The 14,626-nt window shown below is 62.7% G+C and carries 16 protein-coding genes and 1 tRNA gene; 13 read left to right on the top strand and 4 right to left on the bottom strand.

What is annotated here, in order from left to right; translation table 11 throughout:
• Positions 1 to 42 precede the first annotated feature (42 nt).
• Together AC1RTB_RS06515 and AC1RTB_RS06510 are read left to right on the top strand one after the other, a co-directional pair.
• Positions 43 to 1,089: an AI-2E family transporter gene (locus AC1RTB_RS06515; RefSeq protein WP_492875824.1), complete on the top strand. Its 1,047-nt coding sequence runs from the start codon at positions 43 to 45 to the stop codon at positions 1,087 to 1,089.
• 104 nt (positions 1,090 to 1,193) lie between these two features.
• Positions 1,194 to 1,625: an OsmC family protein gene (locus AC1RTB_RS06510; RefSeq protein ID WP_492875822.1), complete on the top strand. Its 432-nt coding sequence runs from the start codon at positions 1,194 to 1,196 to the stop codon at positions 1,623 to 1,625.
• A 67-nt stretch (positions 1,626 to 1,692) separates the two neighbouring features.
• Here the strand turns inward: AC1RTB_RS06510 and AC1RTB_RS06505 are convergent, their stop codons facing one another.
• Positions 1,693 to 2,277 carry a hypothetical protein gene (locus AC1RTB_RS06505; RefSeq protein ID WP_492875820.1) on the bottom strand — a complete coding sequence of 195 codons (585 nt, stop codon included), beginning with the start codon at positions 2,275 to 2,277 and terminating at the stop codon, positions 1,693 to 1,695.
• 201 nt (positions 2,278 to 2,478) lie between these two features.
• Positions 2,479 to 2,568, bottom strand: a tRNA-Ser gene (locus AC1RTB_RS06500).
• Between the two features lie 383 nt (positions 2,569 to 2,951).
• Here AC1RTB_RS06500 and AC1RTB_RS06495 point away from each other — a divergent pair.
• From AC1RTB_RS06495 to AC1RTB_RS06475, 5 genes are all read left to right on the top strand, one after another.
• Positions 2,952 to 3,632, top strand: a complete 681-nt coding sequence (locus AC1RTB_RS06495) for a hypothetical protein (protein ID WP_492875818.1) — start codon at positions 2,952 to 2,954, stop codon at positions 3,630 to 3,632.
• Positions 3,633 to 3,723: 91 nt separating this feature from the next.
• Positions 3,724 to 4,044, top strand: a complete 321-nt coding sequence (locus AC1RTB_RS06490; protein WP_492875817.1) for a hypothetical protein — start codon at positions 3,724 to 3,726, stop codon at positions 4,042 to 4,044.
• A 58-nt stretch (positions 4,045 to 4,102) separates the two neighbouring features.
• Entirely contained in the window at positions 4,103 to 4,768 is a 666-nt protein-coding gene (gene msrA, locus AC1RTB_RS06485) for a peptide-methionine (S)-S-oxide reductase MsrA (protein WP_492875815.1), read from the top strand.
• Between the two features lie 196 nt (positions 4,769 to 4,964).
• The gene (locus AC1RTB_RS06480; protein WP_395448509.1) at positions 4,965 to 5,954 is read left to right on the top strand and encodes a BMP family lipoprotein; all 990 of its coding nucleotides are present in this window, start codon (positions 4,965 to 4,967) and stop codon (positions 5,952 to 5,954) included.
• Between the two features lie 83 nt (positions 5,955 to 6,037).
• Complete coding sequence (locus AC1RTB_RS06475; protein WP_492875813.1) at positions 6,038 to 6,409, top strand: VOC family protein; 372 nt, start codon at positions 6,038 to 6,040, stop codon at positions 6,407 to 6,409.
• Between the two features lie 20 nt (positions 6,410 to 6,429).
• Here the strand turns inward: AC1RTB_RS06475 and AC1RTB_RS06470 are convergent, their stop codons facing one another.
• Positions 6,430 to 6,639, bottom strand: coding sequence for a SlyX family protein (locus tag AC1RTB_RS06470; RefSeq protein ID WP_492875811.1), 210 nt, complete (start codon positions 6,637 to 6,639; stop codon positions 6,430 to 6,432).
• Between the two features lie 157 nt (positions 6,640 to 6,796).
• Here AC1RTB_RS06470 and AC1RTB_RS06465 point away from each other — a divergent pair, with 157 nt between their 5' ends.
• The 6 genes from AC1RTB_RS06465 (at position 6,797) to deoA (ending at position 13,282) form a co-directional block, all read left to right on the top strand.
• Positions 6,797 to 8,329, top strand: a complete 1,533-nt coding sequence (locus tag AC1RTB_RS06465; RefSeq protein ID WP_492875809.1) for an ABC transporter ATP-binding protein — start codon at positions 6,797 to 6,799, stop codon at positions 8,327 to 8,329.
• A complete protein-coding gene (locus AC1RTB_RS06460) occupies positions 8,326 to 9,468 on the top strand; it encodes an ABC transporter permease (RefSeq protein ID WP_492875807.1) in 1,143 nt (380 codons plus the stop codon). The genes AC1RTB_RS06465 and AC1RTB_RS06460 overlap by 4 nt, the downstream gene beginning before the upstream one ends.
• 1 nt (position 9,469) lies before the next feature.
• Entirely contained in the window at positions 9,470 to 10,441 is a 972-nt protein-coding gene (locus tag AC1RTB_RS06455; RefSeq protein ID WP_492875805.1) for an ABC transporter permease, read from the top strand.
• A gap of 90 nt (positions 10,442 to 10,531) precedes the next feature.
• Positions 10,532 to 10,924 (top strand): cytidine deaminase, encoded by a 393-nt coding sequence (locus AC1RTB_RS06450; RefSeq protein WP_492875803.1) that lies wholly within the window; start codon positions 10,532 to 10,534, stop codon positions 10,922 to 10,924.
• Positions 10,921 to 11,727, top strand: a complete 807-nt coding sequence (locus tag AC1RTB_RS06445; protein WP_492875801.1) for a purine-nucleoside phosphorylase — start codon at positions 10,921 to 10,923, stop codon at positions 11,725 to 11,727. Before AC1RTB_RS06450 ends, AC1RTB_RS06445 begins: the two co-directional genes overlap by 4 nt.
• Before the next feature lie 235 nt (positions 11,728 to 11,962).
• Complete coding sequence (gene deoA, locus AC1RTB_RS06440) at positions 11,963 to 13,282, top strand: thymidine phosphorylase (protein ID WP_492875798.1); 1,320 nt, start codon at positions 11,963 to 11,965, stop codon at positions 13,280 to 13,282.
• Positions 13,283 to 13,372: 90 nt separating this feature from the next.
• Here deoA and AC1RTB_RS06435 read toward each other — a convergent pair whose 3' ends face one another.
• Complete coding sequence (locus tag AC1RTB_RS06435) at positions 13,373 to 14,587, bottom strand: MFS transporter (protein WP_492875795.1); 1,215 nt, start codon at positions 14,585 to 14,587, stop codon at positions 13,373 to 13,375.
• Positions 14,588 to 14,626 lie beyond the last annotated feature (39 nt).

Genomic DNA, 14,626 nt, shown 5'->3' with positions numbered 1-14,626 from the left:
ATCTTGCGCTAGACCAGTAGCAGGTGAGCGCGGGGAGGGGACATGCCAGTTCAAGGCGAGGGTCGGATGGTAGGGCATCTGGCGACGGGTATTCTGGTCTTGGCGCTGATGCATTTTGCGCAGTCGATCTTCGTGCCGCTGGTCTTTTCGCTGTTTCTGATCGCGCTGGTCTGGCCGGTGCAGTTCGCGCTGCAGCGCCGGATGCCCAAGCTCCTGGCGCTGCTCATCACCGTCACCGTCACCATCGCAATCGTTCTCGCCGTCAGCTCTTCGGTAATCTGGGGTTTTGGCAGGCTCGGCCAGTGGCTGTTTGCCAATGCCGGACATTTTCAGGCCGTCTATACCGATTGGACCGATTGGCTGGAGGGACATGGCGTCGCCATAGCCGGGCCGCTCGCCGACCGCTTCGACGTGACCTGGCTGGTCGGCTTCACCCAAGGGATCGCCGGGCGGCTCAACAGCCTGGCCGGTTTCGCCGTCCTGGTCTTCATCCTCGTCATGCTCGGCCTGCTTGAGGTCGAGGACTTCAACCGGCGGCTCAAGTCACCAAACGCCCAGCCCCAGGGCGAACGCATATTGCTGGCCAATCGCGAGATCGGCGCCAAGCTGCGCCGGTTCATGGTGGTCCGCACCTTCGCCAGCATCCTCACCGGTCTTGTCGTCTGGGGCTTCGCGCTGGTTGCCGGGCTGGAGCTCGCCGGCGCGTGGGGCGCCATCGCCTTCGCGCTCAACTACATCCCGTTCCTCGGCCCATTCGTGGCGACGATGTTTCCCACCATGTTCGCCATCGCCCAGTTCGAATCCTGGCAGATGGCAGCCGTTGTCTTTCTCGGTCTCAACCTGATTCAGTTCATCATCGGCAGCTATCTCGAGCCTTTGCTCACCGGCGCATCGCTGGCGATCTCGCCTTTCGCGGTCATTTTCGCGGTGTTCTTCGGCAGCTTCCTGTGGGGTATTTCAGGTGCCTTCCTCGGCGTGCCGGTGCTGATCGCCTTCATCGTGTACACAGGCCAGTCGCCCTCGACGCGCTGGCTGGCGACGCTGTTGTCGGGAAAGCCTTCGAACGAAACAGGTCCCCCGACTTCTTAAAAATCTGCCCGCGTCAGATCGCGGCACTCGACGCCTCGGCCCGCATCCGGTTATGAACCTGGAGCGCATGGTCACGGAAATTTTTGCATGGAAGGATGGCTGTCATGAAGGCACGCATCAAATGGGTTGAAGATCGCACCTTCGTGGGTGAGTCCGGCAGCGGGCACAAGATCGTGCTCGGAACCGCCAAGGAACCTGGCGGCCAGACGCCCGGCCCAAGCCCGATGGAGCTGATGCTGATCGGTGCTGGCGGCTGCTCGGCCTATGATGTCGTCCATATCCTGGAAAAGGGCCGCGAGGCGATCGAGGACTGCACTGTCGAGCTCGATGCGGACCGCGCCGAGACCGACCCCAAGGTCTTCACCCGCATTCACATGCATTTCGTGGTCAAGGGCCGCGGCCTCGCGCCCGCCAAGGTCGAGCGCGCTGTCAGCCTGTCGATCGAGAAATACTGTTCGGCATCCGCCATGCTCGCCATGTCGGCCAAACTGACCCATGACTTCGAAGTCGTCGACACGGCATCTGCGTCGGCTTGAGTTCAACAGCCAGTCACCCCGTTGAGTCGATAGCGGGGTGGCTGGGCTTTTTAGGTGCGCAGTCGCCTTACTGCGCATGCACCATTTTTGTTGGCTTCTCCAAAAGGCTGAAATCCGCCCCGTCGCATGTCACTGCAGGGTTCGTCGGGCTGAACATCCCCAATGGGTTGTCCTTGAACAGCCAGGCATGCAAGTCGTAATGGACAAATTCTTTTGGGATGAGCGGTTCATGCCCTTCCATCGGGCCCTGGAAGGGGTGGCCAAATAGGCTTGGCCGCTCCTTGGCGGCGGCAAGCGGAACGAGCCACTCGGCGGCAACCAGGCGCAACTTCTTGCCGTCTGGCTCATAGATCAGCACGTTTGGCTTGTTTGGATCGGGCGGGCCCTGCAGCGTGACGTTGACGAAGTGAATCCCCATGGCGCCCTTTGGATAGTCCATGGCCCCCGCGATTTTCTCGCCGCTGTAGTGAACGCAGCCGACGGTCGAGAGATATAGGTCGCGCACGGCTACATACGGATCCTGGTACTTCTCCAGCGCCTTACGCGCAGCGTCGATTTCAGCCTTTTTGGGTTCTTCCGCCAGGGCTGGGGCGGCACCCCAAAAACCAGCCAGAGCAATGACAGCGCAGCTAACGAGACTTGCAGTCCTCATGGCAGTTCCTCCAACTTGTGTTTCGCATAAGCAATACAGACAAAATGGACGAGGCCTTGAATGTCGCTCTGTTCATTCCTCTTTGCAAACCGTTCGATCGGAGGCGAGGGTGGGAGGGCAGGCTACCTCGTACGGAGGTGCCAGGCTCTGGAGTATCCAAAAAAGTTCAATGAAACTGGAAGCTTGGCTGCTCTCAAAAAATGGCGGAGAGAGCGGGATTCGAACCCGCGTTACGGTCTCCCGTAAACACACTTTCCAGGCGTGCGCCTTCAACCACTCGGCCACCTCTCCGCATACGCGCCTTGCGCCGGCCGGTTTCGCCGGGCTGGTTGGGAGTGCGCGCATCTCCTGGGCGTTGGTTTGCGGCTCAAAAGAGCCGGCAATCGGGTGCGGTCAACCTGCCGCCGCCCATCCGCCTGCTGCCGAACACGATCTCGTGCATCCGGCTGCCGGGCTCATCTAGTCGATCCTGCGGCACTTGCCAAGCGCTGACGTGGCAAATCTTGCAGCGGGCGTCCGCCTTGCCGGCAAAATACGCAAAGCGCACCCGTCGTCGCGCCAACCATGGAAATCGAACAGCACATTCCATGGCTTCCTTGTCATGTGACGCTGCTTTGCCGCAGACTGGAATTGCGCGTGGCGCGCGCTGTTTGGGGGATTCGATGCCGGCGGAAATGCAAACGAACGCCAGGGGCGTCCTGGGCTGGCTGCCGGTGCTGTGGCTTTGCCTTGTCATGGCGCTCAGCGCGCGCGGCTTCGACATGAGCCTTGCCATCGTTCAAGGGTTTTCCCTGCCGGACACTGCCCTCTATTTGGTCTATGCCTCGATGATCGTGGCTGTGGTGACGATCCCTTGGGGTTTGTATCTGCTTGGTCTCGCCTACAACCGCTCGGAGCGTTTTCCGCGCCGTTTCCCCGTTTGGCAATTGGCCATCATCGCCTTCCTTCTCGCCAAGCAGGTCTATGTCCTGGTCGCCCCGGATTTCGTCTTCTCCATCGAAGGCCTTGCCTGGGATGGCGGCGAGATCGCAATCGGTCTGCTGATGATCGTCCTGGTCAACCGAACGAAGCAATCGCCGACGGGGTTCGTCAGCAGCGAACGTACGAGCGCCGGCCTGCTGGTTTCGCTCTTTGCGGCACTTCTCGGCGTCGTCGTCGGCGGGGCGGTCGGCGCGGCGGCTGGGCTTGCGGCCGGCAGTGGCATTTCCGAGGCGACCGACATGAGCTGCTTCGAAGGTGCCTGCGGTTATTTCGCGGTGCTGATCGGCCTCGCCGGCCTGCTGGTCGGTGCCATAGGCGGTGGCATCTTCGCTGTCTGGCGCGTAAATCACCGCAAGCCGAAGCCCGCCGTTTGAGCCATTCGCCTGTCAATTCAGCGTGTGTGCGATTGCACTGGCACGCCGCGCAGCCTATTTCTCGTGTCGAAACTGATATCCAGGACCGCTGATGATCCGCTTCGTGTTCCGTCTCGCCGCTGCGATCGCACTTTCGGTGGCCGTCATCATGGCGGTGCTCGATGCCACGCGCACTGTGGCCGTGTCGCGGCTGGTGATGACGCCGCTCGACACCAGTTGGTCGACGGCTTCGCCGAGCACGCTTGCCGCGACCGAGACTTTCGTCAGCGACAAAGCGAGCCCGGCTCTGTGGGACACGGTCATCATGCCGGTGCTCAACCTGCCGGGCTTCGCGATTTTCGCGGTCCTTGCTTTCCTGCTTTACGCCATAGGCCACAGGCGGCGTCCGGGCCGCTTCACTGCCGAAGTCTGAAACGGAGGCCGCAGTCGCGGCGCGTAACGATTTCGGCAAACGAGAAAGGGAGAATGCCATGTTTTTCCTGAGCGACATGCTGAACAAGAAGCTCAAGATGCCTGCACCCGGCGAGGCGCTGCCCGGCCGCGAGCGGCCGATTGCCACCGCCTCGAAACATTATGTGTCGAAGCGCCCGCTCAAGGGCCCGTATCCCGAAGGGTTCGACACCGCGATGTTTGGCCTCGGCTGCTTCTGGGGTGCCGAGCGGCTGTTCTGGCAGACGCCGGGCGTGTGGGTCACGGCTGTCGGTTACGCCGGCGGGCTCACGCCCAACCCGACCTATCAGGAGACCTGCACGGGGCTCACCGGCCATGCCGAGGTTGTGCTGGTGGTGTTCGATCCCAAGGAGGTTTCTTACGCCGAACTGCTGAAGATCTTCTGGGAGGCGCATGATCCGACGCAAGGCATGCGCCAGGGCAACGATGTCGGCACGACCTATCGTTCGGCGATCTACACATTTTCCGAGGCCCAGCAGGCGGAGGCCATCACCTCGCGCGATGCCTATCAGGCGGCGCTCAAGGGGGCGGGCCGCGAAAGGATCACCACCGAGATCGAGCCGGCGCCCGAGTTCTATTTCGCCGAAGAGGACCACCAGCAATATCTGGCCAAGAATCCCTATGGCTATTGTGGCCTCAAGGGCACTGGCGTTGCTTGCGCAATCCCCCAGCCGGCCGCCGTTTAGGCATTCGTTTCACGATCCATTTGCGACGCCTGTGCATTTTTCCAAAAGGTCAAGATTCCGCGTGAATTTTGTCTTGGCCCGTGCAAGATATGCCGATGCGCGGGGGGACTGGGCCCTTGCCATGTGCTGTGCGGCAGCCGGAGGAACGGCCCGCACCGCAATCGCAAAAAAAGACAACCGACAGGGTGTGGATCACATGAAACGTATCGTTCTCGGCCTTCTGGCGGCCACCGCCATGTGCCTTCCGGCGCTTGCCGCTGATGTTCAGCCGGCGTTGCTCTATGATCTCGGTGGAAAGTTCGACAAGTCATTCAACGAAGCGTCCTTCAACGGCGCCGAGAAGTTCAAGGCCGAGACCGGCATCCCTTACGTGGAGTTCGAAGTTTCGAACGCCTCGCAGCGCGACCAGGCGCTCCGCCGTTTCGCCGAGGACGGCCGCAATCCGATCGTCATGGCCGGCTTCGCCTGGTCCGAAGCGCTCGCCAAGGTGGCGGTCGACTATCCGGACCTGAAGTTCGCCATCATCGACATGGTCGTCGAAAAGCCCAATGTGAAGTCGATCGTGTTCAAGGAACATGAGGGCTCCTACCTCGTCGGCGTGATGGCAGCACTTGCCTCCAAGTCCAAGAAGGTCGGCTTTGTCGGCGGCATGGACGTTCCGCTGATCCGCAAGTTCGGCTGCGGTTATGTCGGCGGCGCCAAGGCTGCCGGTGCGACCGAAGTCATCCAGAACATGACCGGCGACACCCCGGCCGCCTGGAACGACCCGACCAAGGGCGGCGAAATCACCAAGACCCAGATCTCGCAGGGCGCGGATGTCATCTACGCCGCGGCCGGTGGCACCGGCGTCGGCGTGCTCCAGGCTGCTGCCGACGGCGGCAAGCTCGGCATCGGCGTCGACTCCAACCAGAACGGCCTGCAGCCGGGCAAGGTGCTGACCTCGATGCTCAAGCGCGTCGACGTCGCCGTCTACAACGCCTTCATGGATGCCAAGAACGACAAGTTCGAAGGCGGCATCAACAATCTCGGCCTCAAGGAAGGTGGCGTCGACTACGCCATGGACGACAACAACAAGGCGCTCGTCACCGACGAGATGAAGGCTGCCGTCGAAAAGGCCAAGGCCGACATCATCGCCGGCACCGTCCAGGTGCATGACTACACCTCGGACGACAAGTGCCCCTATTGATCGGTTAATCCGATCGAAATCCACGCCGCCGGGCATCGTCCGGCGGCGTGATCATTGTGGCCCTGTCTTTGGGACGGCAGTCGATGTTCACCGTGACCGGAATTGGCGGCTTCTTCTTTCGCGCCAAGGACCCCCAAGCGCTCGCTGCCTGGTACGAAAAGCACCTCGGCATCTCGGACATTTCGCGCGAGGTCTGGAAACAGCAGGCGGGGCCGACAATCCTTGCGCCCTTCAGCCAGGACACCGAGTATTTTGGCCGCCGGGAGCAGCAATGGTTGATCAATCTGCGTGTCGATGACCTCGACGCTGCGATGTCCGACCTGAAGGCAGCTGGTATCGCGGTGGAAACGCGAGCGGAATGGGACTCGGAGGTCGGCCGGTTTTGTCGGATCCTCGACCCCGAGGGCAATCCGATCGAGCTGTGGCAGCCATCCGACGCGGCCGGTCTGGCTTGACCTTGGCTCGAAAGCTGGATTCACCAGTGGGGGGGCTTGGTCACTGGGGTGTCGGGCGCCGACTGCTCTTCGAGCGCGAGAAAGCGCTCGGCCAGCGCGTCGAGCCTCTTTTGCATGCGGTCGATCACCTTCCACTGCTCGGCGATCTGGCCGGAAAGCTCCTCGATCGTGTGCTCCTGCTCGGCGGCGCGGATTTCAAGCGTCGTCAGCCGGTCCTGGGGCGTTGTCATGGGCTATCCTCTTCGGTCCGGACTTTCGGGTCGTTTCGCGACGCATCTGCCAATTGTCGGGGGCCGTTGGCCGAGCCGATTGGCAGGGCAGTATGGGCGTGCTAGCTCTTTCGGCAAGCCATAACAAGAACATAAGAAACCTGAGGTGGACGGTCGTATGGCGGAAATGGCTATCGAACTGATCGGCATCAACAAGAGCTTTGGTGCTGTCCGCGCCAACCGCGATATCGCGCTCGAAATCCCGCGCGGCACGATCCATGGCATCATCGGCGAGAACGGCGCGGGCAAGTCGACATTGATGTCGATCCTCTACGGCTTTTACCAGGCCGACAGTGGCGAAATCCGGGTCAACGGCAAGCCGACAGCGATCAAGACACCCAACGACGCCATCGCCGCCGGCATCGGCATGGTCCACCAGCACTTCATGCTGGTCGAGAATTTCTCGGTGCTGGAAAACATCATCCTCGGCGCCGAGGGCGAGGCCCTGCTCAAGAGATCGATCGCCAAGGCGCGTTCGGAGCTTCGCCGCCTGGAGGAGGAATACGGCCTCGAGGTCGATCCCGATGCCTTGATCGAAGAGCTGCCGGTCGGCCTGCAGCAGCGCGTCGAAATCCTCAAGGCGCTTTATCGCGGCGCCGAGATTCTGATCCTCGATGAGCCAACCGGCGTTTTGACGCCGGCCGAAGCGGACCACCTGTTCCGCATCCTCAAGCAGCTCAAGGACCAGGGCAAGACGGTGGTGCTGATCACCCACAAGCTGCGCGAGATCATGGCGATCACCGACAATGTTTCGGTCATGCGCCAGGGCACGATGGTGGCGACGCGCAAGACCAGCGAGACCACTGTCGAGGAACTGGCCGAGCTGATGGTCGGCCGCCGCGTGCTGTTGCGCGTCGAAAAAGGCGAGGCTTCGCCCGGCGACGTCAAGCTTCTGGTCAAGAACCTGACCGTCAAGGATTCGCGCGGCGTCACCATGGTCGACAATGTGTCGCTGGACGTGCGCGCCGGCGAGATCGTCGGCATCGCCGGTGTCGCCGGCAACGGCCAGTCCGAACTGATGGAAGCCGTCTCCGGTATTCGCAAGGCGGTTTCAGGCACCGTGATGCTCGATGGCAAGCCGATCGACCTCACCGGCCAGGCCGATCCTGGCGAGTTGCGCGATCGCGGTTTGGCCCATGTGCCGGAGGACCGGCATCATGTCGGGCTGGTGCTCGCCTTCGACGAAAGCGAGAACTCGATCCTCGGCTATCACGACAAGCCGCAATATCTCAAAGGCCCGTTCCTCAATCTCGATGCGATCCAGAAGGACGCGCTGCAAAAGATCGAGAAATACGACATTCGGCCGGCCAATCCCCGGCTCAAGACCGCCAATTTTTCCGGCGGCAACCAGCAAAAGATCGTGCTCGCCCGCGAAATCGAGCAGGACCCCGGCGTCTTGATCGTCGGCCAGCCGACCCGCGGCGTCGACGTCGGGGCCATCGAATTCATCCACAAGCGGCTGATCGCCATGCGCGACCAGGGCAAGGCGGTGCTCTTGATCTCGGTCGAGCTCGACGAGATCCGCTCGCTGTCCGACCGCATCCTGGTGATGTTCGCCGGCCGCATCGTCGGCGAGCGCGGACCAGAAACCAGCGAAGGCGAGCTTGGTCTGCTGATGGCCGGCGTCGAGCACAAGGAAGCCGCCGAATGAGCACGCCTTACGCAAAACTGCCGGCCTGGGCCGACTACGGGCTCATCCCCCTGATCAATCTGCTTGTCGCCTTCGCGGTGGCTGGTCTTGTCGTGCTGCTTGTCGGCGAAAACCCGCTGCGGGCTGCCGTCATTCTCGTCGAGGGCGCTTTCGGCAGCGGGCAGGGCCTCGCCTACACACTGTACTACGCCACCAACTTCATTTTCACCGGCCTTGCCGTTGCCGTCGCCTTCCATTGCGGCTTGTTCAACATTGGCGGCGAGGGCCAAGCCTACATCGCCGGCCTTGGCATCGCCATCGTAGTCCTTGCCTTCGACAGCACATTGCCATGGTGGGTGGTCTTTCCGCTGGCAATCGTGGCCTCGGCGCTCTTCGGCGCCCTGTGGGCGCTTATCCCGGCCTATCTCCAGGCCAAGCGCGGCTCGCACATCGTCATCACCACCATCATGTTCAACTTCATCGCCGCCAGCGTGATGGTCTACATGCTGGTCAATGTGCTGAAGCCGATGGGCTCGATGGCGCCGCAGACGCGCCAGTTCCTCGAAGGCGGGCAACTGCCCAAGCTCGGCTGGCTGCTGGCCGAATTCGGCCTCAAAGTCAGGCCATCGGCGCCGCTCAACATCTCGTTCCTGCTCGCGCTGGTCATGGCATTCCTCGTCTGGGTGCTGATCTGGCGCACCAAGCTCGGCTACGAGATCCGCACCTACGGCTTCAGTTCGAAGGCCGCGCGTTACGCCGGCATTTCGGAAACGCGCATCATCATCGTCACCATGCTGATCTCGGGCGCGCTCGCCGGCATGATGGCACTCAACCCGATCATGGGCGATCAGCACAATGTGCCCCTCGATTTCGTCAGCGGTGCCGGTTTCGTCGGTATCGCGGTTGCGCTGATGGGCCGCTCGCATCCAGTCGGCATCGTGCCCGCGGCGATCCTGTTTGGCATGCTCTATCAGGGCGGCGCTGAGCTTGCCTTCGAGATGCCGAACATCTCCCGCGACATGATCGTCATCATCCAGGGCCTGGTGATCCTGTTTGCCGGAGCGCTGGAGAACATGTTCCGCCCGACGATCCAGGGTATTTTCGCGAGCTTCAGTCCGCGATCGGTCGGCATCGCGGCGACCAAAGGGGAGCGTGCCTGAGATGGAATTCGTCGACACGCTCATCAACATCCTGAACTCGACGATCCGGGTTTCGGTGCCGTTGTTGCTCGCCTGCCTGGCTGGCCTCTATTCCGAACGCGCCGGCGTCTTCGACATCGGCCTCGAAGGCAAGATGCTGGCCGGCGCCTTTGCCGGGGCTGCGGCCGCGGCGGTCTTTGCCTCGGCCTGGATCGGCCTGCTCGTCGCGGTTCTTGTCTCGATTGGCATGTCACTCGTCCACGGCTTTGCTTCGATCACCCATCGCGGCAACCAGATAGTTTCGGGCGTGGCGATCAATTTCATCGCCGCCGGTTCGACCATCATCCTCGGCCAGGCCTGGTTCCAGCAGGGCGGCCGTACCCCTTCGCTGCCGCCAGAGGGTCGCTTCGGCGCCATAATCTTGCCAGGCGCTGATGCGTTGCGCGACGTGCCTGTCATCGGCCAGCTCTATTCCGGCCTGCTGTCGGGCCACTCGCTGCTGACCTACGTCGCCTTCCTCGCCGTGCCATTCACCTGGTGGGTGCTGTTTCGCACGCGCTTTGGCCTGCGCCTGCGCGCCGTCGGCGAAAACCCGGCTGCGGTCGATACCGCAGGCATCTCGGTCGCCTGGCTGCGCTATCGCGCCGTCATCTGCACCGGCGTGCTCACCGGCCTTGCCGGCTCCTACATGGCGCTCGCCCAGAACGCCGGCTTCGTCAAGGACATGACCGCCGGGCGTGGCTACATCGCGCTGGCCGCACTGATCTTCGCCAAGTGGAAGCCGGTGCCGGCAATGTTTGCCTGCCTTTTGTTCGGCTTCCTCGACGCGCTGTCGATACGCCTGCAGGGCACGCCTTTGCCGCTCATCGGCAAGGTGCCGGTGCAGCTGATGCAGGCATTGCCCTACATCCTCACCGTCATCCTGCTCGCCGGCTTCATCGGCAAGGCCATCCCGCCACGTGCCGGTGGCGTGCCTTACGTGAAGGAGCGCTGAGTATGATCGAATTTACCCCCACCCCTAACCCCTCCCCACAAGGGGGAGGGGTTAGGGGTGGGGGTATCCATTCAGTTAGGTGCCTCCATCATGAGCCATGACCTTTTCGAAGCTGCAACAGCCGCCATGGCCAAGGCTTATGCGCCTTATTCGAAATTCCCGGTGGGGGCCGCGATCCGCACCGAGGATGGTCGGGTCTTCTCGGGCTGCAACATCGAGGTGATCTCCTATCCGGAGGGCTGGTGCGCCGAGACCACAGCGCTCGGGCACTACATCATGGCCGGCGGCGGCAAGATTACCGAGATCGCCGTCATCGCCGAGAAAAAGGCCAAGGTCACGCCCTGCGGTGGTTGCCGCCAGCGCCTGGCCGAGTTTGCCGGGCCGGACACCAAGCTTTATCTCTGCGACAGCACGGGCGTCGTCGAAACCGTCAGGCTGAAGGACATCTTTCCGCTCGGCTTCGAAGCGGAGGCTCTCAAATGAAGGAAGCCGTCGACCGCCTCGTCGAGCAGCTTGACGGGTTGGCGCCAGCCACCGCCATGGTGCTGGGCTCCGGTCTCGGCGGCCTCGTCGATGAGGTCGAAAACGCCATCCGCATTCCTTATGCCGCGTTGCCGGGTTTCCCCAGAAGCGGCGTCACCGGCCATGCCGGCGAACTTGTGGCTGGCATCTTCGGTGGCCAGCCGGTGATCATGATGGCCGGCCGCGCCCATTATTACGAGCAGGGCGACGCGTCGGCCATGCGCCCCGCGCTCGAGACGCTGGCCGGTATCGGCATAACCCAGTTGGTGCTGACCAATGCCGCCGGCTCCGTCGATCCCGAGATGCTGCCCGGCTCGATCATGCTGATCGAGGATCACATCAATTTCTCCGGCACCAACCCGCTATTTGGCGAACCGACAGACCGTCGTTTCGTCGGCCTGACCGAGGCTTATGACGCACGGCTTCGCGAGGCGTTCGAGGCGGCTGCCACAGCAGCCGGCATCGAACTGCACAAGGGGGTCTACATGTGGTTCTCCGGCCCGTCCTTCGAGACCCCGGCCGAGATCCGCATGACGCGCATGTTCGGTGCCAATGCGGTCGGCATGTCGACGGTGCCTGAAGTGATCATCGCCCGTTTCCTTGGTCTCAAGGTGCTCGCCTGCTCGGTCATCACCAATTTGGCCGCCGGCATGACCGGTGCTGAGCTTTCGCATCGCGAGACCAAGGACATGGCGCCCATCGGCGGCGGCCGCTTGGCCACCGTGCTGCGCAAGATGTTCGAAAAGGGCATGCATGATGAGTGAGGTGTGGGTGGCGCAAACGGGGAACGAGGCGTTCCTTCGCGCCCCCCTCTGGCCTGCCGGCCATCTCCCCCTCAAGGGGGGAGATCAGCTATCACGCCGACTTTCGTCAATCGCCAATTCCGCAACAAAAGCGCCGAGCTCAAAGCTGCTGATCTCCCCCCTTGAGGGGGAGATGGCCGGCAGGCCAGAGGGGGGCAACGTCGAGCGCCAGCACCTCCTTGCGAGCGCCCTTTAGATGCTCCCCCAAGAAATCATTCGCCGCAAGCGCGACGGCAAACCACTTGCCTCCGATGAGATCGCCGCCTTCGTCAAGGGCATCGCCACTGGCACGGTCTCCGAAGGCCAGATCGCGGCCTTCGGCATGGCGGTGTTCTTCAACGGCATGAACCGCAACGAAGCGGTGGCACTGACACTTGCCATGCGCGATTCAGGCGACGTGCTCGATTGGTCCGACTTGCCGGGCCCGGTCACCGACAAGCACTCCACCGGCGGTGTCGGCGACAACGTCTCTTTGATGCTGGCGCCCATCGTTGCCGCCTGTGGCGCCTATGTCCCGATGATTTCGGGGCGCGGCCTTGGCCATACCGGCGGCACGCTCGACAAGATGGATTCGATCCCCGGCTATGCCAGCCAGCCGGACCTTGCGCTGTTTCGGCGTACGGTCCGCGAAACCGGCTGCGCCATCATCGGCCAGACCGCCGATCTCGCCCCCGCCGACAAGCGCTTCTACGGTATCCGCGACGTCACCGCGACCGTTGAATCCGTACCGCTGATCACCGCCTCCATCCTGTCCAAGAAGCTCGCCGCTGGGCTCCAGTCACTGGTGCTCGATGTCAAGATCGGCAATGGCGCCTTCATGGAAAGCGCGCGCGACGCCTCAGCGCTTGCCACAAGCCTGGTCGAGGTTGCCAATGGCGCGGGTCTCAAGACAACCGCGCTGATCACCGGCATGAACGAGCCACTGGCATCCGCCGCCGGCAACGCTGTCGAGGTCGCCAGCGCGGTCGATTTCCTCACCGGCCGCTTGCGCGATCCGCGCCTTGAACAGGTGACGCTGGCGCTTGCCGCCGAGATGCTGGTGTCGGCAGGAATCGCTTTGTCCAACCAGCAGGCATTGCGCCTTGCGCGCGCGGCGCTGGACGATGGCCGCGCCGCCGAAATCTTCGGCCGCATGGTCGCAGTCCTTGGTGGTCCGAAGGATTTCGTTTCGAACTCCGCGAAATATCTGCCGCGAGCAGATGTCGAGCTTGCGGTGAAAGCGTCCCGTAGCGGCTTTGTGTCAGGCATTTCAACACGTGACATTGGCCTTGCGGTCGTCGCCCTTGGCGGCGGACGCAAGCGGCCGGAAGACAAGGTCGACCATGCCGTCGGCATCACCGGGCTTGCGCCCGTTGGCGCGGAGGTGCGGGCGGGTGAACCGCTCGCACTTGTCCATGCCCGCAACGCTTCCGCTGCCGAAGCGGCCGCAGCCGTGGTGCGTGCTGCCTATAGCATCGGGGATGCGAAGCCGGTTGCGACCAAGGCCATCGTCAGGCGAATTTCACCGCGCGGCTAGAGCATGATCCCGAAAAGTGGATGCCGGTTTTCGGAGAAGATCATGCTCCAACAAGAAGATAGAGCCGCGCGGTGAGGGGGCATGAAGTGGCTACGCCGCGCGCTTCGGACCTAAGCAGAAGACCGCAAGCGCTGCGAGCAACGTAGCCACACCGCTATAGACAAAGGCGCTGGCAACACCGGAATTGTCGACCAAAAGCCCACCGAAAACGGCTCCCATTGCAATCGCCACCTGGAAGGTCGCGACCATCAGGCCGCCAGCACTTTCCGCCTGCTCGGGCGCGGCACGCACCATCCATGTCTGTACGCCGACCGGCACCGCGCCAAAGGCAAAGCCCCAGACCGCAACCGCGATTGTCGAGACTGCAGGCGATGCCCCGTCCAGCAAAAGCGCAAGCGCGGCAATCGCGATCAACAAGGGAGCGAGCGTCACGGCGGCCTTGAGGCTGCGTTCGGCCATGAAGCCGCCGGCGAAATTGCCGAAGAAGCCGCCTACACCGAAGGCGAGCAGCACTAGCGAGATGGACTCGATGCCGAATGCCGGCACCTGTTCGAGGAAGGCGCGGAAATAGGTGAAGCCGGCGAAGTGGCCGGAAGCAGTTAGAAGGATCACCAGCAGTCCGACCTTGATCATCGGGTTCTTCGAGACGTCCAGCAGGGCGCGGAAGCTGGCCACGCCCACCGGCGGCAGCTTGGGAAGGGTCGCAACCTGGACGATCAGCGTCACGACGCCGATTGCGGCCGCAAGCATGAAGGCGGTGCGCCAGCCCCAGACATCGCCGACATAGGCCCCGACAGGGGCCGCGCAGACGGTGGCGACGGATACGCCTGTCAGGATGATGGACATGGCGCGCGGGAAGACATCGCTGGGCACAAGCCGCATCGCGATGGCTGCCGACATGGACCAGAAGCCACCGAGCGCTATGCCCAACACGACGCGCGCGAACAAAAGGGAAGGCAGCGACCAGGCAACGGCGGCAAGTATGCTTGAAGCGATCAGCAAAAGCGTCAGGCCCAGCATGACGTGCCGGCGGTCGACGCGTTTGGTGGCGATTGCCATGGTGGGTGCCGCGATCGCAGCTACGATCGCGGTTGCCGTCACTGCCTGCCCGGCGGTGCCCTCGGTGATGCGGAGATCCTGTGCCAGCGGCGTCAGCAGGCTGGCCGGCAGGAACTCTGCCGTCACAAGTCCGAACACGCCGAGCGCAAGGGAGACGACAGCCCCCCATGCTGGATCGGATCGTTCCCGGGGTGTCGAGGCGTCGAGCGAAACGCCGTCCATTACGGCTGTCGCAGGTTCGATCATGGTCAGTCTCCGATTGAATGCAGTGCAAGGTGGGAGTGA

The sequence above is a fragment of the Aminobacter sp. GW821-FHT11F06 genome (assembly GCF_058808215.1).
The sequence above is the reverse complement of the archived record's forward strand: the minus strand, read 5'-3'. Positions and strand labels throughout refer to the sequence as shown.

Excerpts from the sequence above, each read along its gene's own strand:
- AC1RTB_RS06515 (WP_492875824.1), top strand. The coding sequence starts at position 43 with ATGCCAGTTCAAGGCGAGGGTCGGATGGTAGGGCATCTGGCGACGGGT.
- AC1RTB_RS06510 (WP_492875822.1), top strand. The coding sequence starts at position 1,194 with ATGAAGGCACGCATCAAATGGGTTGAAGATCGCACCTTCGTGGGTGAG.
- AC1RTB_RS06505 (WP_492875820.1), bottom strand. The coding sequence starts at position 2,277 with ATGAGGACTGCAAGTCTCGTTAGCTGCGCTGTCATTGCTCTGGCTGGT.
- AC1RTB_RS06495 (WP_492875818.1), top strand. The coding sequence starts at position 2,952 with ATGCAAACGAACGCCAGGGGCGTCCTGGGCTGGCTGCCGGTGCTGTGG.
- AC1RTB_RS06490 (WP_492875817.1), top strand. The coding sequence starts at position 3,724 with ATGATCCGCTTCGTGTTCCGTCTCGCCGCTGCGATCGCACTTTCGGTG.
- msrA (WP_492875815.1), top strand. The coding sequence starts at position 4,103 with ATGTTTTTCCTGAGCGACATGCTGAACAAGAAGCTCAAGATGCCTGCA.
- AC1RTB_RS06480 (WP_395448509.1), top strand. The coding sequence starts at position 4,965 with ATGAAACGTATCGTTCTCGGCCTTCTGGCGGCCACCGCCATGTGCCTT.
- AC1RTB_RS06475 (WP_492875813.1), top strand. The coding sequence starts at position 6,038 with ATGTTCACCGTGACCGGAATTGGCGGCTTCTTCTTTCGCGCCAAGGAC.
- AC1RTB_RS06470 (WP_492875811.1), bottom strand. The coding sequence starts at position 6,639 with ATGACAACGCCCCAGGACCGGCTGACGACGCTTGAAATCCGCGCCGCC.
- AC1RTB_RS06465 (WP_492875809.1), top strand. The coding sequence starts at position 6,797 with ATGGCGGAAATGGCTATCGAACTGATCGGCATCAACAAGAGCTTTGGT.
- AC1RTB_RS06460 (WP_492875807.1), top strand. The coding sequence starts at position 8,326 with ATGAGCACGCCTTACGCAAAACTGCCGGCCTGGGCCGACTACGGGCTC.
- AC1RTB_RS06455 (WP_492875805.1), top strand. The coding sequence starts at position 9,470 with ATGGAATTCGTCGACACGCTCATCAACATCCTGAACTCGACGATCCGG.
- AC1RTB_RS06450 (WP_492875803.1), top strand. The coding sequence starts at position 10,532 with ATGAGCCATGACCTTTTCGAAGCTGCAACAGCCGCCATGGCCAAGGCT.
- AC1RTB_RS06445 (WP_492875801.1), top strand. The coding sequence starts at position 10,921 with ATGAAGGAAGCCGTCGACCGCCTCGTCGAGCAGCTTGACGGGTTGGCG.
- deoA (WP_492875798.1), top strand. The coding sequence starts at position 11,963 with ATGCTCCCCCAAGAAATCATTCGCCGCAAGCGCGACGGCAAACCACTT.
- AC1RTB_RS06435 (WP_492875795.1), bottom strand. The coding sequence starts at position 14,587 with ATGATCGAACCTGCGACAGCCGTAATGGACGGCGTTTCGCTCGACGCC.